Consider the following 18,212-nt stretch of genomic DNA (forward strand, 5'->3'; position numbering starts at 1 on the left):
TCAGGCGAGGACGGCGCACATGCCGAGTGCCGAGCAATCCACTTCGAACGGGCCGAGGAAATTGGCCGGCGTTTTGCTCGGTGGATTGCCGGCGAGCAGACCCAGCGTGTTAGCCCGTTCGATGTTATGCGCGATGCTGTGATTGGTTTCTATCGCCCGGGCCAGTGAGCCTACCGAGCCTTGGCCGATGCCCAACAGCGATGCACCATTGGTCATGAACGCCAGTCCGGCGATGACCCATAATCTGTAGCCTTTCATGCCCCGGCGACTCCTGCGAATTCAGCACCGTCGACCGCTGCATTTTGCGCACGGTGTTCGAACTGGATGCCGGGATGCGCGACCTCGATAGGCGCGTCAAAGCTGTGTTGCGACTGCGATGCGAAGCTGACGAACAGCACCATGACCAGGTACAGACCGATGGCCAGGTAGGCGCCGCGTTTGGCGGAAGTGATGATTGCATGGGCCATGATCTGTGCTCCGTGGACATGTTTCGAGGTCCACAGAATCGATCAAAAAATACCGCCGAACCACTCAGCGTTTTCCATAGTAAGCATCAGCCTGATTGATCATTAAGCTGCTCTATTTCGGCCCTAAGTAATATCTATCGCTGAACATTGCACACACGTGTAGGAGCTGCCGAAGGCTGCGATCTTTTGATTTTGCTTTTAAAAAAACAAGATCAAAAGATCGCAGCCTTCGGCAGCTCCTACAGGGGATCAGGAGTTCTGCGAGAGCATTTCAGTGTTGGATTTTATGGTCCAGCGCCGCGTAGAAGTTCGCGCTCTGCTGCAGATATTTCTGGGTGTAGCTCTGGGCGTGGGATTTTTTGTCGCTGATTTCAGCGCTGGCGCTGGCTGGCAACGCAACAGTGGCGGAGATGGCTGATGCGGCAATCACGGAGAAAAGATTGAAGTTCATGGCGGTAACCCTCGTGTTCGGTTGGCTTGCTTGCCCCGTTGGGCGGTGAAGCCAACTTAACGCTCGAGAGTTACTCGTTTGAAATCTTTTGTAGCATTAGCTGTTATCAGCGCGATTAATACAAAGACGCAGGCCCCGCGATCCGGGGCCTGCGGCTTATTGACGCACTAGAAACTTCAGGTCGCTCGGCGCGTCCATCGGCAGCTTCTGCACGGTTTTGCCGAGCAATCCAGTCTTGGCGTCGCGCTCGACCACGATGATTGCGTTGCTTTTCTGGTTGGCAATCAGCAAGAACTTGCCGCTCGGATCGAGGCTGAATTCGCGCGGGTGATCACCTTCCACCGAGCGTCGCTGCAGTTCTTTGAGCTGGCCGGTCGCAGGGTCAATGGCGAACACCAGCAATTGATTGGCGGTGCCACGGTTGCTGACATAGAGGAATTTGCCGTCAGCAGACGCATGCAGCGCCGCGGCAGCTTTGTCCGAAGTCGGCTGGCCGGCTGCCAGATCGATCATTTGCGTCTGGGTCAGCACGCCGTCCTGGTAATCAAACACGGCGACCTGCGCGCTCATTTCCATGCTCAGCCAGGCATGTTTGCCGTCGGCGCTGAACAGCAGATGACGCGGCCCGCTGCCCGGTGGCAGTTGCACCGAAGCAGCTTTCGCCGGAGTCAGCGGCAGCTCTGGATTGGCCTTTGGGTCGAACTGGTAGATGAACACCTTGTCCGCGCCCAGATCATTGGAGAACACGTAGCGCCCGTCCGGCGAGGAAACCGTCGAATGCACGTGGTTCGATGCCTGACGCTCAGGATTGACGCGACTGGCCGGGTGGGCGCTCATCTGCACCACCGGCTTCAGCTTGCCGTCAGTTCCAACCGGCAATACCGCGAGGGTGCCACCCGGATCTTCAACCACCGAATAGTTGCTGACGAACAAGTGGCTGGCATCACCGCTGAGGCTCGAATGAGTTGGCTCGTTGCCCAGGCTCTGCACCTGACTGATCAGGCTCAGCGCATGGGTCTTGGAATCGATGGCATAGCTGCTGACGCGGCCGACCGGATCTTTCTGGCCCGGGCCGTTTTCGTTGACCACGAACAGGTGACGCTGATCTTTGGAGATCGTCAGCCACGACGGGTTTTCGTTTTCGACTACTTGCAGCGGCTTGGCGTCGATCTGGCCGGTGGCGCTGTCGAAATTCATCCGGTAAATGCCTTGGCTGCTGCCGGCGGTGTACGAACCGACCAGCAACTGGAAGCTCTCGGCCGAGGCCGTGGACAGCCCCATCGCGCCGACGCTGCCGGCCATCAGCAGTGGCCAGAAATTACGCATCTTCATTCGATTCTTCCTCGTCATCGTTGCTGCCGCCGAAGGCTTGCGAGCAAACCAGACGGTGCTCGCCGGAATCGCCGACAATCAGCCAGCTCTGCAAATCCGTATCGAACGTGGCTGCGCTGACTTGCGCGGGGGTGAACTCCCAGTGCTTGGCCGCTCGGCCATCAATGCATTCGATATGCAGGTTGTCGTCTTCGTCGAGGGAAAATTCGAAGGCGTGCAGGCCATCGATTTCAACCATGTCGCAGTGTTCGAGGACGTCGAGAAGGGTTTGGGCAGTCATGGCAAACAGTCTTTCTAGGGGGGAAAGGGGCAATGATAGCTTATTGTCGGAGTCGATCCCCTGTGGGAGCTGGCTTGCCAGCTCCCACAGGTGATGCGTTAAGAGCTTAGATCGCGTCGCGCGATGGCTTGCCGTCGACCAGGCGCTGGATGCGCAGCGGGTTGGCGTTTTTCAGTGCTTCCGGCAGCAGGCTGTCCGGATAGTTCTGGAAGCACACCGGGCGCAGGAAGCGGTCAATCGCCAGCGTACCCACCGAAGTGCCACGGGCATCGGAGGTCGCCGGATACGGCCCGCCGTGCACCATCGAATCGCACACCTCGACACCAGTCGGATAACCATTGAGCAAAATCCGCCCGACCTTCTGTTCCAGCAACGGCGTCAGTTCGGCGAACTGTTCGAAATCCGCCGGCTCGCCAATGATGGTTGCCGTCAGTTGCCCGTGCAGACCGTGCAACGCAGCGCTGAGTTGCGCCTGATCCGCCACTTCGACGATCACAGTGGTCGGGCCGAACACTTCTTCCTGCAGCACTTCATCGCCATTGATCAGCAGGCTTGCGTCAGCCTTGAACAATTGCGGCTGGGCCTGATTGCCTTGCTGCGGATTGCCGGCCAGATGCTCGATCCCTGAATGAGCCAAGAGTTTTTGCAGTCCGTTGCCATAACTGCCGAGCGTGCCGGCATTGAGCATGGTTTGCGCCGGTTGATCGCCGATCAACCCAGCGACTTGCTGCACAAACGCCGTGAACTGCGGCGAGCGAATACCGATCACCAGACCCGGATTGGTGCAGAACTGACCGCACCCCTGCACCACCGATGCGGTGAGGTCGCGGGCCACAGGTTCTGAACGCTGAGCCAGCGCTTGCGGCAGCACAATCACCGGGTTGATGCTCGACATCTCGGCAAACACCGGAATCGGTTGCGGGCGTGCTGCGGCCATGTCGCACAGCGCCCGACCGCCCTTGAGCGAACCGGTGAAGCCCACGGCCTGAATCGCCGGGTGCTTGACCAGCCACTCGCCGACACCGCCGCCGTAGATCATGTTGAAAACACCCGCCGGCATGCCGGTTTTTTCCGCCGCGCGGATCAGCGCATCGGCGACCAATTCGGCGGTGGCCATGTGGCCGCTATGAGCCTTGAACACCACCGGGCAACCGGCGGCCAGCGCCGAAGCGGTATCGCCACCGGCAGTAGAAAACGCCAATGGAAAGTTGCTCGCGCCGAACACGGCGACCGGGCCGAGGCCGATGCGGTACTGGCGCAGATCCGGACGTGGCAGCGGTTGACGATCCGGCAATGGCAGATCGATCCGCGCACCGTAGAAATCCCCGCGACGCAGGACTTTGGCGAACAGGCGCATCTGGCCGCTGGTGCGACCGCGCTCGCCTTGAATGCGCCCCGCTGGCAGCGCGGTTTCGCGACAGACCACGGCGACGAAATCATCACCCAGCGCATCCAGTTCATCGGCGATTGCATCGAGGAACTGCGCGCGACGTTCGGCGCTCAGGCTGCGATACGCCGGGTAGGCAGCAGCGGCAGCTTTGGCGGCGGCGTCGACTTCTTCAGCGGTGGCTTGAATGAAATCGTGCGGCAGTTGCTCGCCCGTGCTGGCGTCAACGCTGTGCAATTTGACGTTGCCGGCCGCGCTGCGCTGCCCGCCAATGTAGTTGTGACCGAGAATCTGAGTCATGGGATCTCCTTAAAGGGTGCCGATGCTGTCCGGGTGAAAAACCGCGTCAACCGGAACGATGCCGTTGATCAGCGGCGCGCCGAATTCGGCTTGGCTGATCTCGAACACGTCGCCGGGCTGAGTACGAATGCCATCGGCGAACGACAGCGTCGCGGTGCCGAAAAAATGAATATGCACGTCGCCGGGACGCAGGAACTGGCTGTATTTGAAGTGGTGGTATTCGAGGTTCGCCAGGCTGTGGCACATGTTCGCCTCGCCACTGAGGAACTCGTTCTGCCACAGCACCTCGCCGTCGCGCAGGATGCGGCTGGTGCCTGCCAGATGTTGAGGCAGCTCACCGACGCGAAGTTCCGGGCCGTAACTGCAACTGCGCAATTTCGAGTGCGCAAGGTACAGGTAATTCTTGCGCTCCATGATGTGGTCGGAGAACTCGTTACCCACCGCAAAACCGAGGCGATACGGCTTGCCGTCGTGGCCAATCACATACAGGCCGGCCATCTCCGGCTCCTCGCCGGCGTCTTCGGCAAACGGTGGCAAAGGGAATGGCTGACCGGGACGCACAACGATGCTGCCGTCGCCTTTGTAAAACCACTCCGGCTGCACGCCGGCCTGCCCCGTTGCCGGTTTACCGCCCTCCACGCCCCATTTGAAAATGCGCATGGTGTCGGTCAGCGCCGCATCATCGCCGGCCTGTTGATGCATCTTGTCGCGGGCCGAAGCGCTGCCGAGGTGCGTCAGACCGGTGCCGCTGACCAGCGTGTGCGCCGGGTCCGGGTGATCCAGCGGCGGCAGGATGCGCAGGTCTTGCAGCAGCTCAGCGTAGTCGTGGCTGATGCCCAGGCCGTGGATTTTGACTTGCTGTTCAAGGCTGCTGCCGGCTTCGATGGCGGACAACGCCAGATCACGCACGCTGCGCGCATTCTGCACTTCGCGCACCACACCGTTCTCGACCACACCGACCCGGCGCTCGCGGTTACTCAATTCGAATTGAACCAGATGCATGGATTTTCTCCTGTAAACAAGCCTTCAAAACACTGCAAAACCCTGTGGGAGCCAGGGATCAGGTGCGGGTTGCGCCTCTGGCACTGGCGGCAAATTGCTCGACTGGCAGCACGTGTTTACGCTCGAGCAAGCGATAAACCACACCCGTCAAAATCAACCCGAAGACCATCACCCCCGACAAGAAATACAAGCCCGAAGCAAGGTTCCCGGTGTACTCCTTCAGCGCGCCAATCACGAACGGGCCGATGTAGCCACCGAGGTTGCCCACCGAGTTGATCAACGCGATCCCGGCCGCTGCACTGGCCCCGGCAAAGAATCGTCCCGGCAGGGTCCAGAACACCGCCGTGCAGGAAAACAGTGCGAACGCCACCAGACACAATGCCGCCAGTTGCGCCACCGGCAATGACAGCCAGGCACTGAGAAACAGACCAATCGCACCCAGCACATACAGCACCGCCAGATGGCCGTAGCGATCATTCAAACGGTCGGAACTGCGCGGGATAATCAGCAAACCGATGATGCCGAAAATGTACGGCACCGAAGACACGAAACCGGTCACCAGATCAGTGCCACCGAATTGCTTGATCAAAGTTGGCAACCACAGACCCAAGCCATAAATGCTCAGGGTTACCGGGAGATAGAACAGCGCCAGCAGCAACACGCGTTTGTCTTTCAGCGCATGCAGTGGGTTGCCGTGACGAGTCTGGCCGTATTCCTGCAGATCCTTTTTCAGCTCGCCGCTGAGCCAGTCCTTCTCGGCCTGATCCATCCATTTCACCTGCTGCGGGCCGTCCGGCAGCCAGCGCAGAACCGGCCACGTGAGCAGGATCGCCGGAGTGCCGATGACGATGAACAGCCACTGCCAGCCATGCAGACCGAGGATGCCGTCCATGCCTAGCAAGCCGCCGGAGACCGGGCCGGTGATCATCATCGCGATGGGTTGGGAGAGGATGAACAGCCCGAGGATTTTGCCGCGATGGCGCACCGGGAACCATTGGGTGATGTAGTACAGAACGCCGGGAAAGAATCCCGCCTCCGCCGCGCCGAGCAGAAAGCGCATTACGTAGAAACTGTGTGGGCCCTGGACGAAGGCCATGCCGATGGTGATCGCGCCCCAGGTGATCATGATTCGTGCGAACCAGCGCCGGGCGCCGAAGCGTTCAAGCATCAGATTGCTGGGGATTTCCAGCAGAAAGTAACCAATGAAGAACAGGCCGGCACCGAGGCCGTAAGCCGCATCACCGATGCCGATGTCGGCGCCCATGTGCAGTTTGGCGAAGCCGACGGCGGAGCGATCCACATAGGCGATCAGGTACAGCAGGATCAGGAAGGGAATCAGTTTCAGCGTGATACGCCGGATAAGCCGCAGTTCCTGGCTCATGAGATCGGTCTCCGATTGTTGTTGTTATAGAACCTCGGGGGACGCCTCTCGCGGAAAACCACCAGGGCCAATCCCTCCGTCGAAAACGACTATATAGTAATACTAATTACCCAACAACACTTCCAAACCGTCGATTTTGAGCTTATGTTAGGCCAAAGCTCGCAAACAATAGTCTTACAATAAGAGAATCGATCATGTCTGATAAGAAACCCACCCTGCGCTCCGCCCAATGGTTTGGCACGGCCGACAAAAACGGCTTCATGTACCGCAGCTGGATGAAGAATCAGGGCATCGCCGACCATCAGTTTCACGGCAAACCAATCATCGGCATCTGCAACACCTGGTCGGAGCTGACGCCGTGCAACGCGCATTTCCGGCAGATCGCCGAGCACGTCAAACGCGGCGTGATCGAGGCCGGTGGTTTCCCGGTGGAATTCCCGGTGTTCTCCAACGGCGAATCCAACCTGCGCCCGACCGCCATGCTCACCCGCAACCTGGCGAGCATGGACGTTGAAGAAGCGATTCGCGGCAACCCGATTGACGGCGTGGTGCTGCTCACCGGTTGCGACAAAACGACTCCGGCACTGCTGATGGGCGCGGCCAGTTGCGACGTGCCGGCCATCGTCGTCACCGGCGGGCCGATGCTCAACGGCAAGCACAAGGGCAAGGACATTGGTTCGGGCACGGTGGTGTGGCAGCTCAGCGAACAGGTCAAGGCTGGCACCATCACCATTGACGATTTCCTCGCGGCCGAGGGCGGCATGTCGCGCTCTGCGGGCACCTGCAACACCATGGGCACCGCGTCGACCATGGCCTGCATGGCCGAAGCTCTCGGCACCTCCCTGCCGCACAACGCGGCGATCCCGGCTGTCGATGCCCGGCGTTATGTGTTGGCGCACATGTCCGGCATGCGTGCCGTCGAGATGGTGCGTGAAGATTTGAAACTGTCGAAGATCCTGACCAAGGAAGCCTTCGAAAACGCGATTCGGGTCAATGCTGCAATTGGTGGTTCGACCAACGCCGTGATCCACTTGAAAGCGATTGCCGGGCGCATCGGCGTCGAGCTCGATCTGGACGACTGGACGCGCATGGGTCGCGGCATGCCGACCATCGTCGACCTGCAACCGTCCGGCCGTTTCCTGATGGAAGAGTTCTACTACGCCGGTGGACTGCCGGCGGTGCTGCGTCGCCTCGGTGAAGCCAATCTGATCCCCAATCCGGATGCGCTGACGGTCAACGGCAAGTCCATCGGCGAGAACACCAAGGACGCGCCGATCTACGGCGAAGATGAAGTGATCCGCACTATCGACAATCCGATTCGTGCCGACGGCGGGATTTGCGTGTTGCGCGGTAACCTGGCGCCGCTGGGTGCGGTGCTCAAACCATCCGCCGCCAGCGCTGAATTGATGCAGCATCGTGGCCGTGCAGTGGTGTTCGAGAATTTCGACATGTACAAGGCGCGGATCAACGATCCGGAACTGGACGTCGATGCCAACTCGATTCTGGTGATGAAAAACTGCGGGCCGAAGGGTTATCCGGGCATGGCTGAAGTCGGCAACATGGGGCTGCCAGCGAAACTGTTGGCTCAAGGCGTGACTGACATGGTGCGTATTTCCGATGCACGGATGAGCGGCACCGCGTACGGCACTGTTGTTTTGCACGTGGCTCCGGAAGCAGCGGCTGGCGGGCCTTTGGCGACGGTGAAAGAAGGCGACTGGATCGAGCTGGACTGCGCCAATGGACGCTTGCATCTGGATATTTCGGATGCCGAACTGGCGGCGCGCATGGCTGACCTGCAACCACCGCAGCAATTGTTGGTGGGGGGTTATCGTCAGCTGTACATCGAGCATGTGTTGCAGGCGGATCAGGGCTGTGATTTTGATTTCCTCGTCGGCTGCCGAGGGTCTGAAGTACCGCGACACTCCCACTGATCACCAGCATAGCCCTGAGTTGTGCATCATTTGTGGCGAGGGAGCTTGCTCCCGCTCGGCTGCGTAGCAGTCGCAAAATCGATGAATGTGGTAATTCTGGATGACCAGATGTATCGGGTTTGGGGCCGCTTCGCGACCCAGCGGGAGCAAGCTCCCTCGCCACAGGGTATTCGCAGATTTCAGGTCTGATGATTGCCCGCCACGCCTGCTATGATGCGCGGCACTTCCATCGCACAGGATCGCGCCGTTCCCCATGGATTACCGCAAACCCTCCGACCGCAAAAGCATGCACTCGCGCATCGTCCAGGAACTGGGCATGCAGATCGTTTCCGGACGTTTTTTGCCGTGCGACAAACTGCCCGCCGAAGCCTTGCTCTGCGAGGAGTACGCAGTCAGCCGACCGGTGTTGCGTGAAGCTACCCGAGTGCTGGTGGCCAAGGGTCTGGTGTACTCCAAGCCGCGCGTCGGCACCGTGGTCAAACCGCGCCGCGAATGGCACATGCTTGACCCGGACGTGCTGCACTGGCTGATGCAAAGCAGTCCGCAAAATGAATTCTTCAACGTGCTGACCACGGTGCGCAGCATCATTGAACCGGCCGCCGCCGCCCTCGCCGCCCAGCACGCGACCGATGCCGATATCGCGTTGATCGACGAAGCTTACCAACGCATGGAAGCGGCGCCGACGCCGGAAGCTTTGCTGCAACCGGATCTGGATTTCCACAGCCGTATTGCCGATGCCACGCACAATGATTTGCTGGCGAACCTGTGCAACATGCTGTCGGTGGCGATTGCCGAGGCGTTGAAGCATTCGAATCAGCGACCGAATCTGCATGATCTGGCGCTGCCGCGGCATAAGGCGATTCTGACGGCGATCGAGAACCGGGATGCGTTGGGGGCGCGGCATGCGGCGTTGGTGCAGCTGGATGATGCGCGGAGTGCGTTGAGTGTGGTGCTCGGAACCGAACTCTCCTGACCCAGACAAAACCCTGTGGGAGCTGGCTTGCCAGCGATGACGGTTTAACATTCAACATTGATGTCTGCTGTGAGTTCGCTATCGCTGGCAAGCCAGCTCCCACAGTGGTCGGTGTAACCTCTGAAATGTAAAAAGCCGCAACCCCTCAAGGTTGCGGCTTTGTCATTTCAGCTTGCTCAACTCAATGCGCAAACAACGAATTACCCTTCTGCCCCGCCAGTTTCTCCGGCTTGATCAGGAAGTTCGCCAGTGCTGGCAGCAGCCACAGCGCACCGAACATGTTCCACAGCAGCATGAAGGTCAGCATCAAGCCCATGTCCGCCTGGAACTTGATCGCCGAGAAGATCCAGGTGCACACGCCGATGGCCAGGCACAGGCCGGTAAACAGCACCGCTTTACCGGTGGATTTCAGGGTCTGGTAATAGGCTTCCTGCAACGGCAGGCCGGCACGCAGGAAACTTTCCAGGCGACTGTAGATGTAGATGCCGTAATCCACGCCAATCCCCACACCCAGCGCCACCACCGGCAGGGTTGCGACTTTTACACCGATGCCCATGAACGCCATCAGCGCGTTACCCAGCACCGAGGTCAGTACCAGCGGCAGGACGATGCACAAGGTCGCCGCCCATGAACGGAAAGTGATCATGCACATGGTCGCCACACAGATGTACACCAGGATCAGAATGGTCAGTTCGGATTCCTTGATTACTTCGTTGGTGGCGGCTTCGATGCCTGCGTTACCGGCGGCGAGGATGAATTCCAGGCCGTCCTTGTTGTTCTCCTTGGCGAATTCCTGCACCGCATGCACCGCGCGATCAAGGGTTTCGGCCTTGTGATCGTTGAGGAACACCAGCACCGGCGCCAGCGAGCAACTGTTGTTGTACAGGCCATCGGCCCGCGCGATGGAGTTGTTCAGCACGTCCGGGTTGCGCGACAGGGTTTCCCATTTCAGGTTGCCCTCGTTCATACCCTTGATCATCTGCTTGGACACGGTCACCAGCGAGATCGCCGACTGCACGCCCTCGGTGTTCTGCATCTTCCACATCAGTTCGTCGATCGGCCCCATCGCTTCGTAGCGCGAGCAGCCTTCGGACTTGGTCTTGACCATCACCACCAGCACGTCGGAACTGGTCGAGTAGTTGCTGATGATGAAGTTGTTGTCCTTGTTGTAGCGCGAGTCCGGACGCAGTTCCGGCGCGCCCTGGTCGAGGTCGCCGATTTTCAGGTTCTGGCTGTACCAGAGGCCGCCACCGAAGGCGATCAGCGCCAGCACCACGGAAATCTTCGCGACTTTCGGGTTGGCGAAGTTCGCCAGCAGGCGCCAGAACGGATGTTCGCGGTGCGCGTCCTTCTTGCTCTTTTCGATTGCGCGCTTACTGATGCCGACATAGGAAATCGCCACCGGCAGCAGGATCAGGTTGGTGAACACGATCACCGCCACGCCGATGGACGCGCCGATGGCCAATTCGCGAATTACGCCGATGTCGATGATCAGCAGCGTAATGAAGCCGACGGCGTCCGCCAGAATCGCGATCATCCCCGGCAGGAACAACTGGCGGAAGGTGCGTCGTGCAGCGGTCAGCGCGTTGTCAGCCTCACTGGATTGCAGCGCGATGCCGTTGATCTTCTGCACGCCGTGGGAAATACCGATGGCGAAGATCAGGAACGGCACCAGCATCGAGTACGGATCGAGTCCGAAGCCGAAGAAGTGCATCAGACCGAGTTGCCAGACGACCGCCACCAGCGTGGTGCTCAGCACCGCAACCGTACTGCGCAAGCAGTTGGTGAACCACAGCAACAGGATCAGGGTGATGACGAAGGCGATGCCGAAGAACATCACCACCATCACCAGACCATCGATCAGATCGCCAACTTTTTTGGCGAAACCGACGATGTGGATCTTGACGTTGGGGTTCTGCGCTTCGAACTTGTCGCGAATCTTGTCTTCCAGTTCATGCGAGAACTTGCGGTAGTCCAGCGCCAGCAACTTGCCCTGATCCTGCGGGTCCGGGTAGGACTCCAGCAGCGGGATGTCGACGATGCTCGACTTGAAGTCGTTGGCCACCAGTCGCCCGACCTGACCCGACTTGAGCACGTTATTGCGCAGAAGATCGAGGCTGTCCTGCGAGCCGTTGTAGCTCTGCGGGATCACTTCGCCGCCGGCGAAGCCTTCCTCGGTGACTTCGGTCCAGCGTACGCTCGGGCTCCACAGTGACTTGAGGCCGGAACGGTCAACGCCGGAGATGTAGAACACCTCGTCGTTGATCTGCCGCAGCGTCTCCATGTATTCCTTGGAGAAGATGTCCCCGTCCTTGGCTTCCACCGAAATACGCACGGTGTTGCCCAGGTTCGCCAGATCGTTGCGATGCTCCATCATCTTTTCAATGAACGGATGCTTGAGCGGGATCATCTTTTCGAAACTGGTGGACGGGCGGATCAGCGTCGCCTGCCAGAACAGGAAAATGCTCACCAGCAGGCAGATCACGATGACTGCCGGGCGGTTATTGAAAATCAGGCGTTCGAGAAACGTCGCCTTGTCCTGATTATGATTACTCAAGGAAGTCATAGCCCCGCCTTCTTATTATTAATCTCGGCGCCGTTCGGCGAAGTGATGCGTACGCCGCCCTGCCCGGTCAGAATCAGGTTGCCGTTGCCGGCAGCGGTGACCGAGGACAGCGAAATGCGGTCCGGACGGTTGAACACGCTGAAGGTCTCGCCGTTGTCGCTGCTGCTGATCACTGAACCGCCGTTGCCGACGATCACAATCGAGCCGTCTTCAAGCAAGGTCGCGCCGGACAAACCGAACTCCAGCGCGCCGCGCGCAGCCTTGAGTTCGACCTGCTCCCAGCTGCTGCCGAAATCGGTGGAGCGATAGAGATTGCCGCGCAGACCGTAGGCCAGCAGCGTCGAGGGTTGCGCAGTGCCGATCACACCAAACAACGAGCCCTCGTACGGGCCTTCGAGTTTTTCCCAGGTCTGACCCCAGTCGGCGGAGCGGAACATGCTGCCTGACTCGCCGACGATGAACAGCCCGGCATCCTTCACCGCCGCGATGGCGTTGAGGTGGAACTGGTCTTCGTTGTCGAGGCGGTCGCTGGCGTCTTCCCAGTTCTTGCCGCCGTCGGTGGTTTCCATCAACGCACCGTAGGCGCCCACGGCAAAGCCGCTGTTGACGTCCTTGAACCAGACGTCGAGCAGCGGCGATTCGCGTGTGAGGTCTTCGAATTGTTTGTTCCAGGTCTGGCCGCCATCCTCGCTGGCGAGAATCTGCGCGTCATGCCCGACTGCCCAGCCGTGCTTGTCGTCGACAAAAAATACTGCCGTGAGCAGCTGGCGGCTCGGCACTTTGGCCTGAGTCCAGGTCTTGCCCTGATCATCGGAATAGAGAATGTGCCCGCGATCCCCGACCGCCACCAGGCGCTTGCCTGCGTGAACCACATCGAGCATCAGGCTTTTTGCGGCTTTGACCGATTCGGTGGAATAGACCACGTCGGCCGGCGCTTCGGCAGCCAGCACCGGTGCCGACAGCGAGGCAAAACCCAGCAGAGTGAGTGCTGTGGCCAGCAACGCGGTGTTGCGTAACGCCGGCGGGCGGCAACGACTCATAGACCTTCCCCTATTTATTATTGTTAGGCCATCGGGCCTTAAAGGGCGCCGCAAGGCTGCTCCTGGTGACTGACTGGTCTCAAGCATAGACCTGAAACCCGCAATCCAGAGCGCCTTCGGAAGCTGGCCCATCCTATCGGGCATTAGAAACGTCTGACAATCGGCGCAACGTTATCTTTTGTTAACCAATCTGCTTATGGCTACGGGTGAATGCGCGGGCATTCGTCCGACTGATGGCGGGATTCTTGCGCTGGGGGACTTGCACGATAGGTATTATGGTATACCATCAGACGCACAGACACTGTTTATCCCCTAACGGAGCAGCTCATGAGTTTTGAAATTCGCAAGATCGTCAGCTATGTCGACCAGACCTTCATTGAAGGCGGCAAGGCTTCCGACACCCCGGTGACCATGGTCGGTTTGGCCGTGGTGATGAAAAACCCCTGGGTGGGTAACGGCTTTGTCGAAGACCTCAAACCGCAGATCCGCGCCAACTGTTCCGACCTCGGCGCAATGATGGTCGAGCGCCTGGTGGCCATCATTGGAGGCGCCGACAAGATTGAGGCGTACGGCAAAGCCGCGGTGGTCGGCGCGGATGGTGAGATCGAACACGCCTCGGCGGTGATCCACACCTTGCGCTTCGGCAACCACTATCGCGAAGCGGTAAAGGCCAAGAGTTACCTGAGTTTCACCAACAAGCGCGGCGGCCCGGGCACCTCGATTCAGATCCCGATGATGCACAAGGACGACGAAGGCCTGCGCTCGCACTACATAACGTTGGAAATGCAGATCGAAGACGCGCCGCGCGCCGACGAAATCGTCGTGGTGCTCGGTTGCGCCGACGGTGGTCGCCTGCACCCGCGCATCGGCAATCGCTACATCGATCTGGAAGAACTGGCCGCCGAAAAAGCCCAGTAATCACAATAAGAAGGCATTGCAGGAGCGCTCCATGATTCGGCTCAACGCTGAACTCACCCCGGCCGGCACCAGTTATCTGGCGACAGGCGTTGGCCAACCCGTGGTGTTGATCCACGGCGTGGGCCTGAACAAAGAAATGTGGGGCGGCCAGGTCGTTGGCCTGGCCACGCAATACCGGGTGATCGCCTACGACATGCTCGGGCATGGCGCCAGTCCGCGACCGGCCAGCGGCACTGCCCTGCTCGGCTATGCCGATCAGTTGCTGGAGCTGCTCGACCACCTGCAATTGCCTGAAGCCTCGGTGATCGGCTTTTCCATGGGCGGTCTGGTGGCGCGAGCATTTGCCCTGCATTTCCCGCAGCGGCTGAAAAGCCTGGTGGTGCTCAATAGCGTGTTCAACCGCAGCGAAGAACAACGCGCCGGGGTGATCGCGCGCACTGCTCAGGCGGCTGAACATGGGCCGGACGCGAATGCCGAAGCGGCGCTGTCGCGCTGGTTCAGCCGTGAGTATCAAGCGGCTAATCCGGCACAGATCGCCGCACTGCGCCAGACGCTGGCTAACAACGATCCGCAAGGCTATCTGACCACCTACGAATTGTTCGCCACACAGGACATGTACCGCGTCGACGACCTCGCCAGCATCCAGGCACCGACGCTGATCGCCACCGGCGAGCTCGACCCCGGATCCACCCCGAAAATGGCCGAGCAACTGGCCGCCCGCATTCCCGGCGCCAAGGTTGCCGTGCTGGCCGAGCAACGGCATATGATGCCGGTAGAGTCGCCGCGTCTGGTCAACCAGATGCTGATGGAATTTCTCGACAGCGCATACGCCCGACAAAATCATATAAAGGGGATCGTTGCATGACGCTCGCACGCTTCCAGATGTGCATCGGCGGAGAATGGGTCGACGCCCTCTCCGGCAAGACTTTCGAAAGTCTCAACCCGGCGCTCGCCGAGCCTTGGGCCGAACTGCCCGACGCCGATGAAGCCGACGTCGAACACGCCGTGCAGGCGGCACAGACCGCATTCGACAGCCCGGCGTGGCGTGGATTGACCGCCACCGCGCGCGGCAAACTGCTGCGGCGTCTCGGTGACCTGATCAGCGAGAACAAGGAACAACTGGCGCAGCTGGAAAGCCGCGACAACGGCAAACTGATTCGCGAAACCCGTGGTCAGGTCGGGTATTTGCCGGAATTCTTCCACTACACCGCGGGCCTGGCCGACAAGCTCGAAGGCGGCACGTTGCCGCTGGATAAACCGGACCTGTTTGCCTACACGGTGCACGAAGCCATGGGCGTGGTCGCGGCGATCATTCCGTGGAACAGCCCACTGTATCTGACGGCAATCAAACTCGCCCCGGCACTCGCCGCTGGCAACACGATTGTGATCAAGCCGTCCGAGCACGCTTCGGCGACCATTCTGGAACTGGCGCGGCTGGCCCTCGAAGCCGGTATTCCGCCGGGCGTGGTCAACGTCGTCACCGGCTACGGCCCGAGCACCGGCGCCGCCCTCACCCGCCATCCGCTGGTACGCAAGATCGCCTTCACCGGCGGCGCGGCCACGGCGCGGCATGTGGTGCGCAGCAGCGCCGAGAATTTCGCCAAGCTGTCACTGGAACTCGGCGGCAAATCGCCGAACATCATCTTTGCCGACGCTGATCTCGACAGTGCAATCAACGGCGCGATTGCCGGGATCTACGCGGCGTCCGGTCAGAGCTGTGTATCCGGTTCGCGCTTGTTGGTGCAGGACGAAATCTATGACGAATTCGTCGGCCGTCTGGTCGAACGTGCCCAGCGCATTCGTATCGGCAACCCGCAGGATGACGCCAGCGAAATGGGTCCGATGGCTACCGCTCAGCAACTGGCGGTAGTCGAAGGTCTGGTCGCCGATGCAATTGCCGAAGGCGCGCGTTTGCGCATCGGTGGCAAGCGACCGACAGGGCTTGGCGACGGCTGGTTCTACGAGCCGACGCTGTTCGAATGCGACAACAATTCGATGAAGATCATGCAGGAAGAAGTCTTCGGCCCGGTGGCTTCGGTGATCCGCTTCAAGGACGAAGCCGAAGCGCTGGCGATTGCCAACGACTCACAGTTCGGCCTCGCCGCCGGCATCTGGACCCGCGATCTGGGGCGGGCTCATCGCCTGGCGCGTGACGTGCGTTCGGGGATCATTTGGGTCAACACGTATCGTGCCGTATCGGCGATGGCGCCGATTGGCGGCTTCAAGAACAGTGGCTATGGACGCGAAAGCGGCATCGACTCGGTGCTGGCCTACACCGAACTGAAAACGGTGTGGATCAACCTCTCCCAGGCGCCAATGCCTGATCCGTTTGTGATGCGCTAGGAGTCCTGAAAAATGATCGAACCCGGCATTTACAAAGACGTCATGAGCTCGTTTCCGTCCGGGGTCACGGTGGTCACCACCCTCGACCCGGATGGCGGCATCGTCGGCATCACCGCCAGCGCCTTCAGCGCGCTATCGATTGACCCGGCGCTGGTGCTGTTCTGCCCCAACTACGCCTCCGACACCTACCCGGTGCTGCGCGACAGCAAGCGTTTCGCGATCCATCTGCTGTCCGCCGATCAGACGGCTGAAGCCTATGCCTTTGCCAGTAAAGGCAAGGACAAAGCCAAGGCCATCGAGTGGCACCTGAGCGAACTGGGCAATCCGATCCTCGCCAAAGCCACGGCGATCATCGAGTGCGAGTTGTGGCGTGAATACGACGGTGGCGATCACGCAATCATTGTCGGCGCGGTGAAGAACCTGATCCTGCCGGCAGAACCGGTGACGCCGATGATTTATCACAAGGGCAAGCTCGGGCCGCTGCCAACATTGGCCTGACGCAACAATGCAAAACCCTGTGGGAGCTAGCTTGCCAGCGATGAGGGCTTAACATTCAACATTGATGTTGGCTGATAGTCCGCTATCGCTGGCAAGCCAGCTCCCACAGGGATTGAGTGAGGCAAAAAATATGAGTAACGAAAAGTTCGTAAAAGGCCTGAAAATCCGCACTCAGGTGCTCGGTGAAGCCTACGTGCAGCGCTCCATCGACAACGCCGACGACTTCACCCGCCCGTTGCAGGAAATGGTCACCGAATACTGTTGGGGCCATGTCTGGGGACGTGAGGGTTTGTCCCTCAAGGAGCGCAGCATGATCAACCTGGCGATGATCTCGGCGCTAAACCGCCCGCACGAACTCAAGCTGCATGTGCGTGGCGCCTTGCGTAACGGGCTTAGTCGTGAGCAAATACGCGAAATTCTGCTTCAAGTCGGCATTTATTGCGGAGTTCCGGCAGCCGTGGACAGTTTCCGGCTGGCCCGTGAAGCCTTCGCCGAAGCCGACGCCGAGGCCTCCAGTTAAACCCTCGGCTGTTTTGATGCCCGTCTGGCATGGACAGCCATAGAAAGAGCGGACCCCATGAAACGCCTGCCACTCGACGACAGCTTCAAGGTCAATCGCAACCCCGTTACCCTGCGCGAAATCGTGCTGGATAAACTGCGCAGCGCCATCATGAATTTTCAGCTGCTGCCGGGCGATCGTCTGGTCGAACGCGATCTGTGTGATCGCCTCGGCGTGAGCCGGACGTCGGTGCGTGAAGCCTTGCGTCACCTCGAATCCGAAGGTCTGGTCGAGTTCGCCGATGCCAAAGGCCCGCGTGTTGCGATCATCACCCTCGCCGATGCCGTCGACATCTACGAATTGCGCTGCGTGCTCGAAGGTTTGATCGTGCAGTTGTTCACCTTGCGCGCCAAAGCCAAGGACATCAAAGCCCTGGAAAAAGCCCTCGAAGAAAACCGCAAAGCGCTCAAAGATGGCGAGTTGCAGCAGGTGATCGACTCGGTGCAGGGTTTCTACGACGTACTGCTTGAAGGCTCCGGCAACCACGTTGCGGCCACGCAGTTGCGCCAGTTGCAGGCGCGCATCAGCTACCTGCGCGCGACCTCGGTTTCCCAGGCCAACCGGCGTGGCGCGAGTAATCAGGAAATGGAAAAAATGGTCGAAGCGATCAAGAGCGGCGATCCGTTGCTGGCGCATCAGGCCTGTGTCGATCACGTACGCGCGGCAGCTGCCGTGGCGCTCGACTACCTCAAGCGCAAACAGGAAGAAACCGACGGCACTGCTGCAAAAACGCCGCCGATCACCCTGCCCATCCCTTTGAAAGAACCACGCATAGGTCACTGAC

General features: G+C 59.8%; 18 protein-coding genes. 8 read left to right on the forward strand and 10 right to left on the reverse strand.

The window, feature by feature from the left end:
• The 8 genes from ACP7BN_RS11595 to ACP7BN_RS11630 all read right to left on the reverse strand — a co-directional run bounded on the left by ACP7BN_RS11595 (position 1) and on the right by ACP7BN_RS11630 (position 6,600).
• Positions 1 to 258 carry a hypothetical protein gene (locus ACP7BN_RS11595; RefSeq protein WP_426204184.1) on the reverse strand — a complete coding sequence of 86 codons (258 nt, stop codon included), beginning with the start codon at positions 256 to 258 and terminating at the stop codon, positions 1 to 3.
• The gene (locus ACP7BN_RS11600) at positions 255 to 467 is read right to left on the reverse strand and encodes a hypothetical protein (RefSeq protein WP_426204185.1); all 213 of its coding nucleotides are present in this window, start codon (positions 465 to 467) and stop codon (positions 255 to 257) included. Before ACP7BN_RS11600 ends, ACP7BN_RS11595 begins: the two co-directional genes overlap by 4 nt.
• Positions 468 to 738: 271 nt before the next feature.
• Complete coding sequence (locus tag ACP7BN_RS11605) at positions 739 to 918, reverse strand: hypothetical protein (protein ID WP_426204186.1); 180 nt, start codon at positions 916 to 918, stop codon at positions 739 to 741.
• A gap of 156 nt (positions 919 to 1,074) precedes the next feature.
• Positions 1,075 to 2,250 carry a lactonase family protein gene (locus ACP7BN_RS11610; protein ID WP_426204187.1) on the reverse strand — a complete coding sequence of 392 codons (1,176 nt, stop codon included), beginning with the start codon at positions 2,248 to 2,250 and terminating at the stop codon, positions 1,075 to 1,077.
• Complete coding sequence (locus ACP7BN_RS11615; RefSeq protein WP_426204188.1) at positions 2,237 to 2,530, reverse strand: DUF5629 family protein; 294 nt, start codon at positions 2,528 to 2,530, stop codon at positions 2,237 to 2,239. The genes ACP7BN_RS11610 and ACP7BN_RS11615 overlap by 14 nt, the downstream gene beginning before the upstream one ends.
• Positions 2,531 to 2,636: 106 nt before the next feature.
• Positions 2,637 to 4,217, reverse strand: a complete 1,581-nt coding sequence (locus tag ACP7BN_RS11620) for an aldehyde dehydrogenase (NADP(+)) (RefSeq protein WP_426204189.1) — start codon at positions 4,215 to 4,217, stop codon at positions 2,637 to 2,639.
• Between the two features lie 9 nt (positions 4,218 to 4,226).
• Complete coding sequence (gene araD1, locus ACP7BN_RS11625; RefSeq protein WP_426204190.1) at positions 4,227 to 5,219, reverse strand: AraD1 family protein; 993 nt, start codon at positions 5,217 to 5,219, stop codon at positions 4,227 to 4,229.
• 58 nt (positions 5,220 to 5,277) lie between these two features.
• Entirely contained in the window at positions 5,278 to 6,600 is a 1,323-nt protein-coding gene (locus tag ACP7BN_RS11630) for an MFS transporter (RefSeq protein ID WP_426204192.1), read from the reverse strand.
• Between the two features lie 194 nt (positions 6,601 to 6,794).
• Here ACP7BN_RS11630 and ACP7BN_RS11635 point away from each other — a divergent pair, with 194 nt between their 5' ends.
• Entirely contained in the window at positions 6,795 to 8,531 is a 1,737-nt protein-coding gene (locus ACP7BN_RS11635; RefSeq protein WP_426204194.1) for an IlvD/Edd family dehydratase, read from the forward strand.
• A 253-nt stretch (positions 8,532 to 8,784) separates the two neighbouring features.
• A complete protein-coding gene (locus tag ACP7BN_RS11640) occupies positions 8,785 to 9,504 on the forward strand; it encodes a FadR/GntR family transcriptional regulator (RefSeq protein ID WP_420649716.1) in 720 nt (239 codons plus the stop codon).
• Between the two features lie 181 nt (positions 9,505 to 9,685).
• Here ACP7BN_RS11640 and ACP7BN_RS11645 read toward each other — a convergent pair whose 3' ends face one another.
• Positions 9,686 to 12,070 carry an efflux RND transporter permease subunit gene (locus ACP7BN_RS11645; RefSeq protein ID WP_420649715.1) on the reverse strand — a complete coding sequence of 795 codons (2,385 nt, stop codon included), beginning with the start codon at positions 12,068 to 12,070 and terminating at the stop codon, positions 9,686 to 9,688.
• A complete protein-coding gene (locus ACP7BN_RS11650; protein ID WP_426204196.1) occupies positions 12,067 to 13,110 on the reverse strand; it encodes a WD40/YVTN/BNR-like repeat-containing protein in 1,044 nt (347 codons plus the stop codon). The genes ACP7BN_RS11645 and ACP7BN_RS11650 overlap by 4 nt, the downstream gene beginning before the upstream one ends.
• Positions 13,111 to 13,437: 327 nt before the next feature.
• Here ACP7BN_RS11650 and ACP7BN_RS11655 point away from each other — a divergent pair, with 327 nt between their 5' ends.
• The 6 genes from ACP7BN_RS11655 to ACP7BN_RS11680 all read left to right on the forward strand — a co-directional run bounded on the left by ACP7BN_RS11655 (position 13,438) and on the right by ACP7BN_RS11680 (position 18,211).
• The gene (locus ACP7BN_RS11655) at positions 13,438 to 14,028 is read left to right on the forward strand and encodes an amino acid synthesis family protein (RefSeq protein ID WP_426204198.1); all 591 of its coding nucleotides are present in this window, start codon (positions 13,438 to 13,440) and stop codon (positions 14,026 to 14,028) included.
• Between the two features lie 31 nt (positions 14,029 to 14,059).
• A complete protein-coding gene (locus ACP7BN_RS11660) occupies positions 14,060 to 14,893 on the forward strand; it encodes an alpha/beta fold hydrolase (RefSeq protein WP_426204200.1) in 834 nt (277 codons plus the stop codon).
• A complete protein-coding gene (locus ACP7BN_RS11665; protein ID WP_426204202.1) occupies positions 14,890 to 16,371 on the forward strand; it encodes an aldehyde dehydrogenase in 1,482 nt (493 codons plus the stop codon). The genes ACP7BN_RS11660 and ACP7BN_RS11665 overlap by 4 nt, the downstream gene beginning before the upstream one ends.
• Positions 16,372 to 16,383: 12 nt before the next feature.
• Positions 16,384 to 16,869: a flavin reductase family protein gene (locus ACP7BN_RS11670; protein ID WP_420649710.1), complete on the forward strand. Its 486-nt coding sequence runs from the start codon at positions 16,384 to 16,386 to the stop codon at positions 16,867 to 16,869.
• 130 nt (positions 16,870 to 16,999) lie between these two features.
• On the forward strand, positions 17,000 to 17,389 hold the full coding sequence (locus tag ACP7BN_RS11675; RefSeq protein WP_426204204.1) for a carboxymuconolactone decarboxylase family protein: 390 nt from the start codon (positions 17,000 to 17,002) through the stop codon (positions 17,387 to 17,389).
• A gap of 57 nt (positions 17,390 to 17,446) precedes the next feature.
• Positions 17,447 to 18,211: a GntR family transcriptional regulator gene (locus ACP7BN_RS11680; protein ID WP_426204206.1), complete on the forward strand. Its 765-nt coding sequence runs from the start codon at positions 17,447 to 17,449 to the stop codon at positions 18,209 to 18,211.
• The last annotated feature ends 1 nt before the right edge of the window (position 18,212 follow it).

The sequence above is a fragment of the Pseudomonas sp. TWP3-1 genome, assembly GCF_049896625.1.
Classification (GTDB): domain Bacteria; phylum Pseudomonadota; class Gammaproteobacteria; order Pseudomonadales; family Pseudomonadaceae; genus Aquipseudomonas.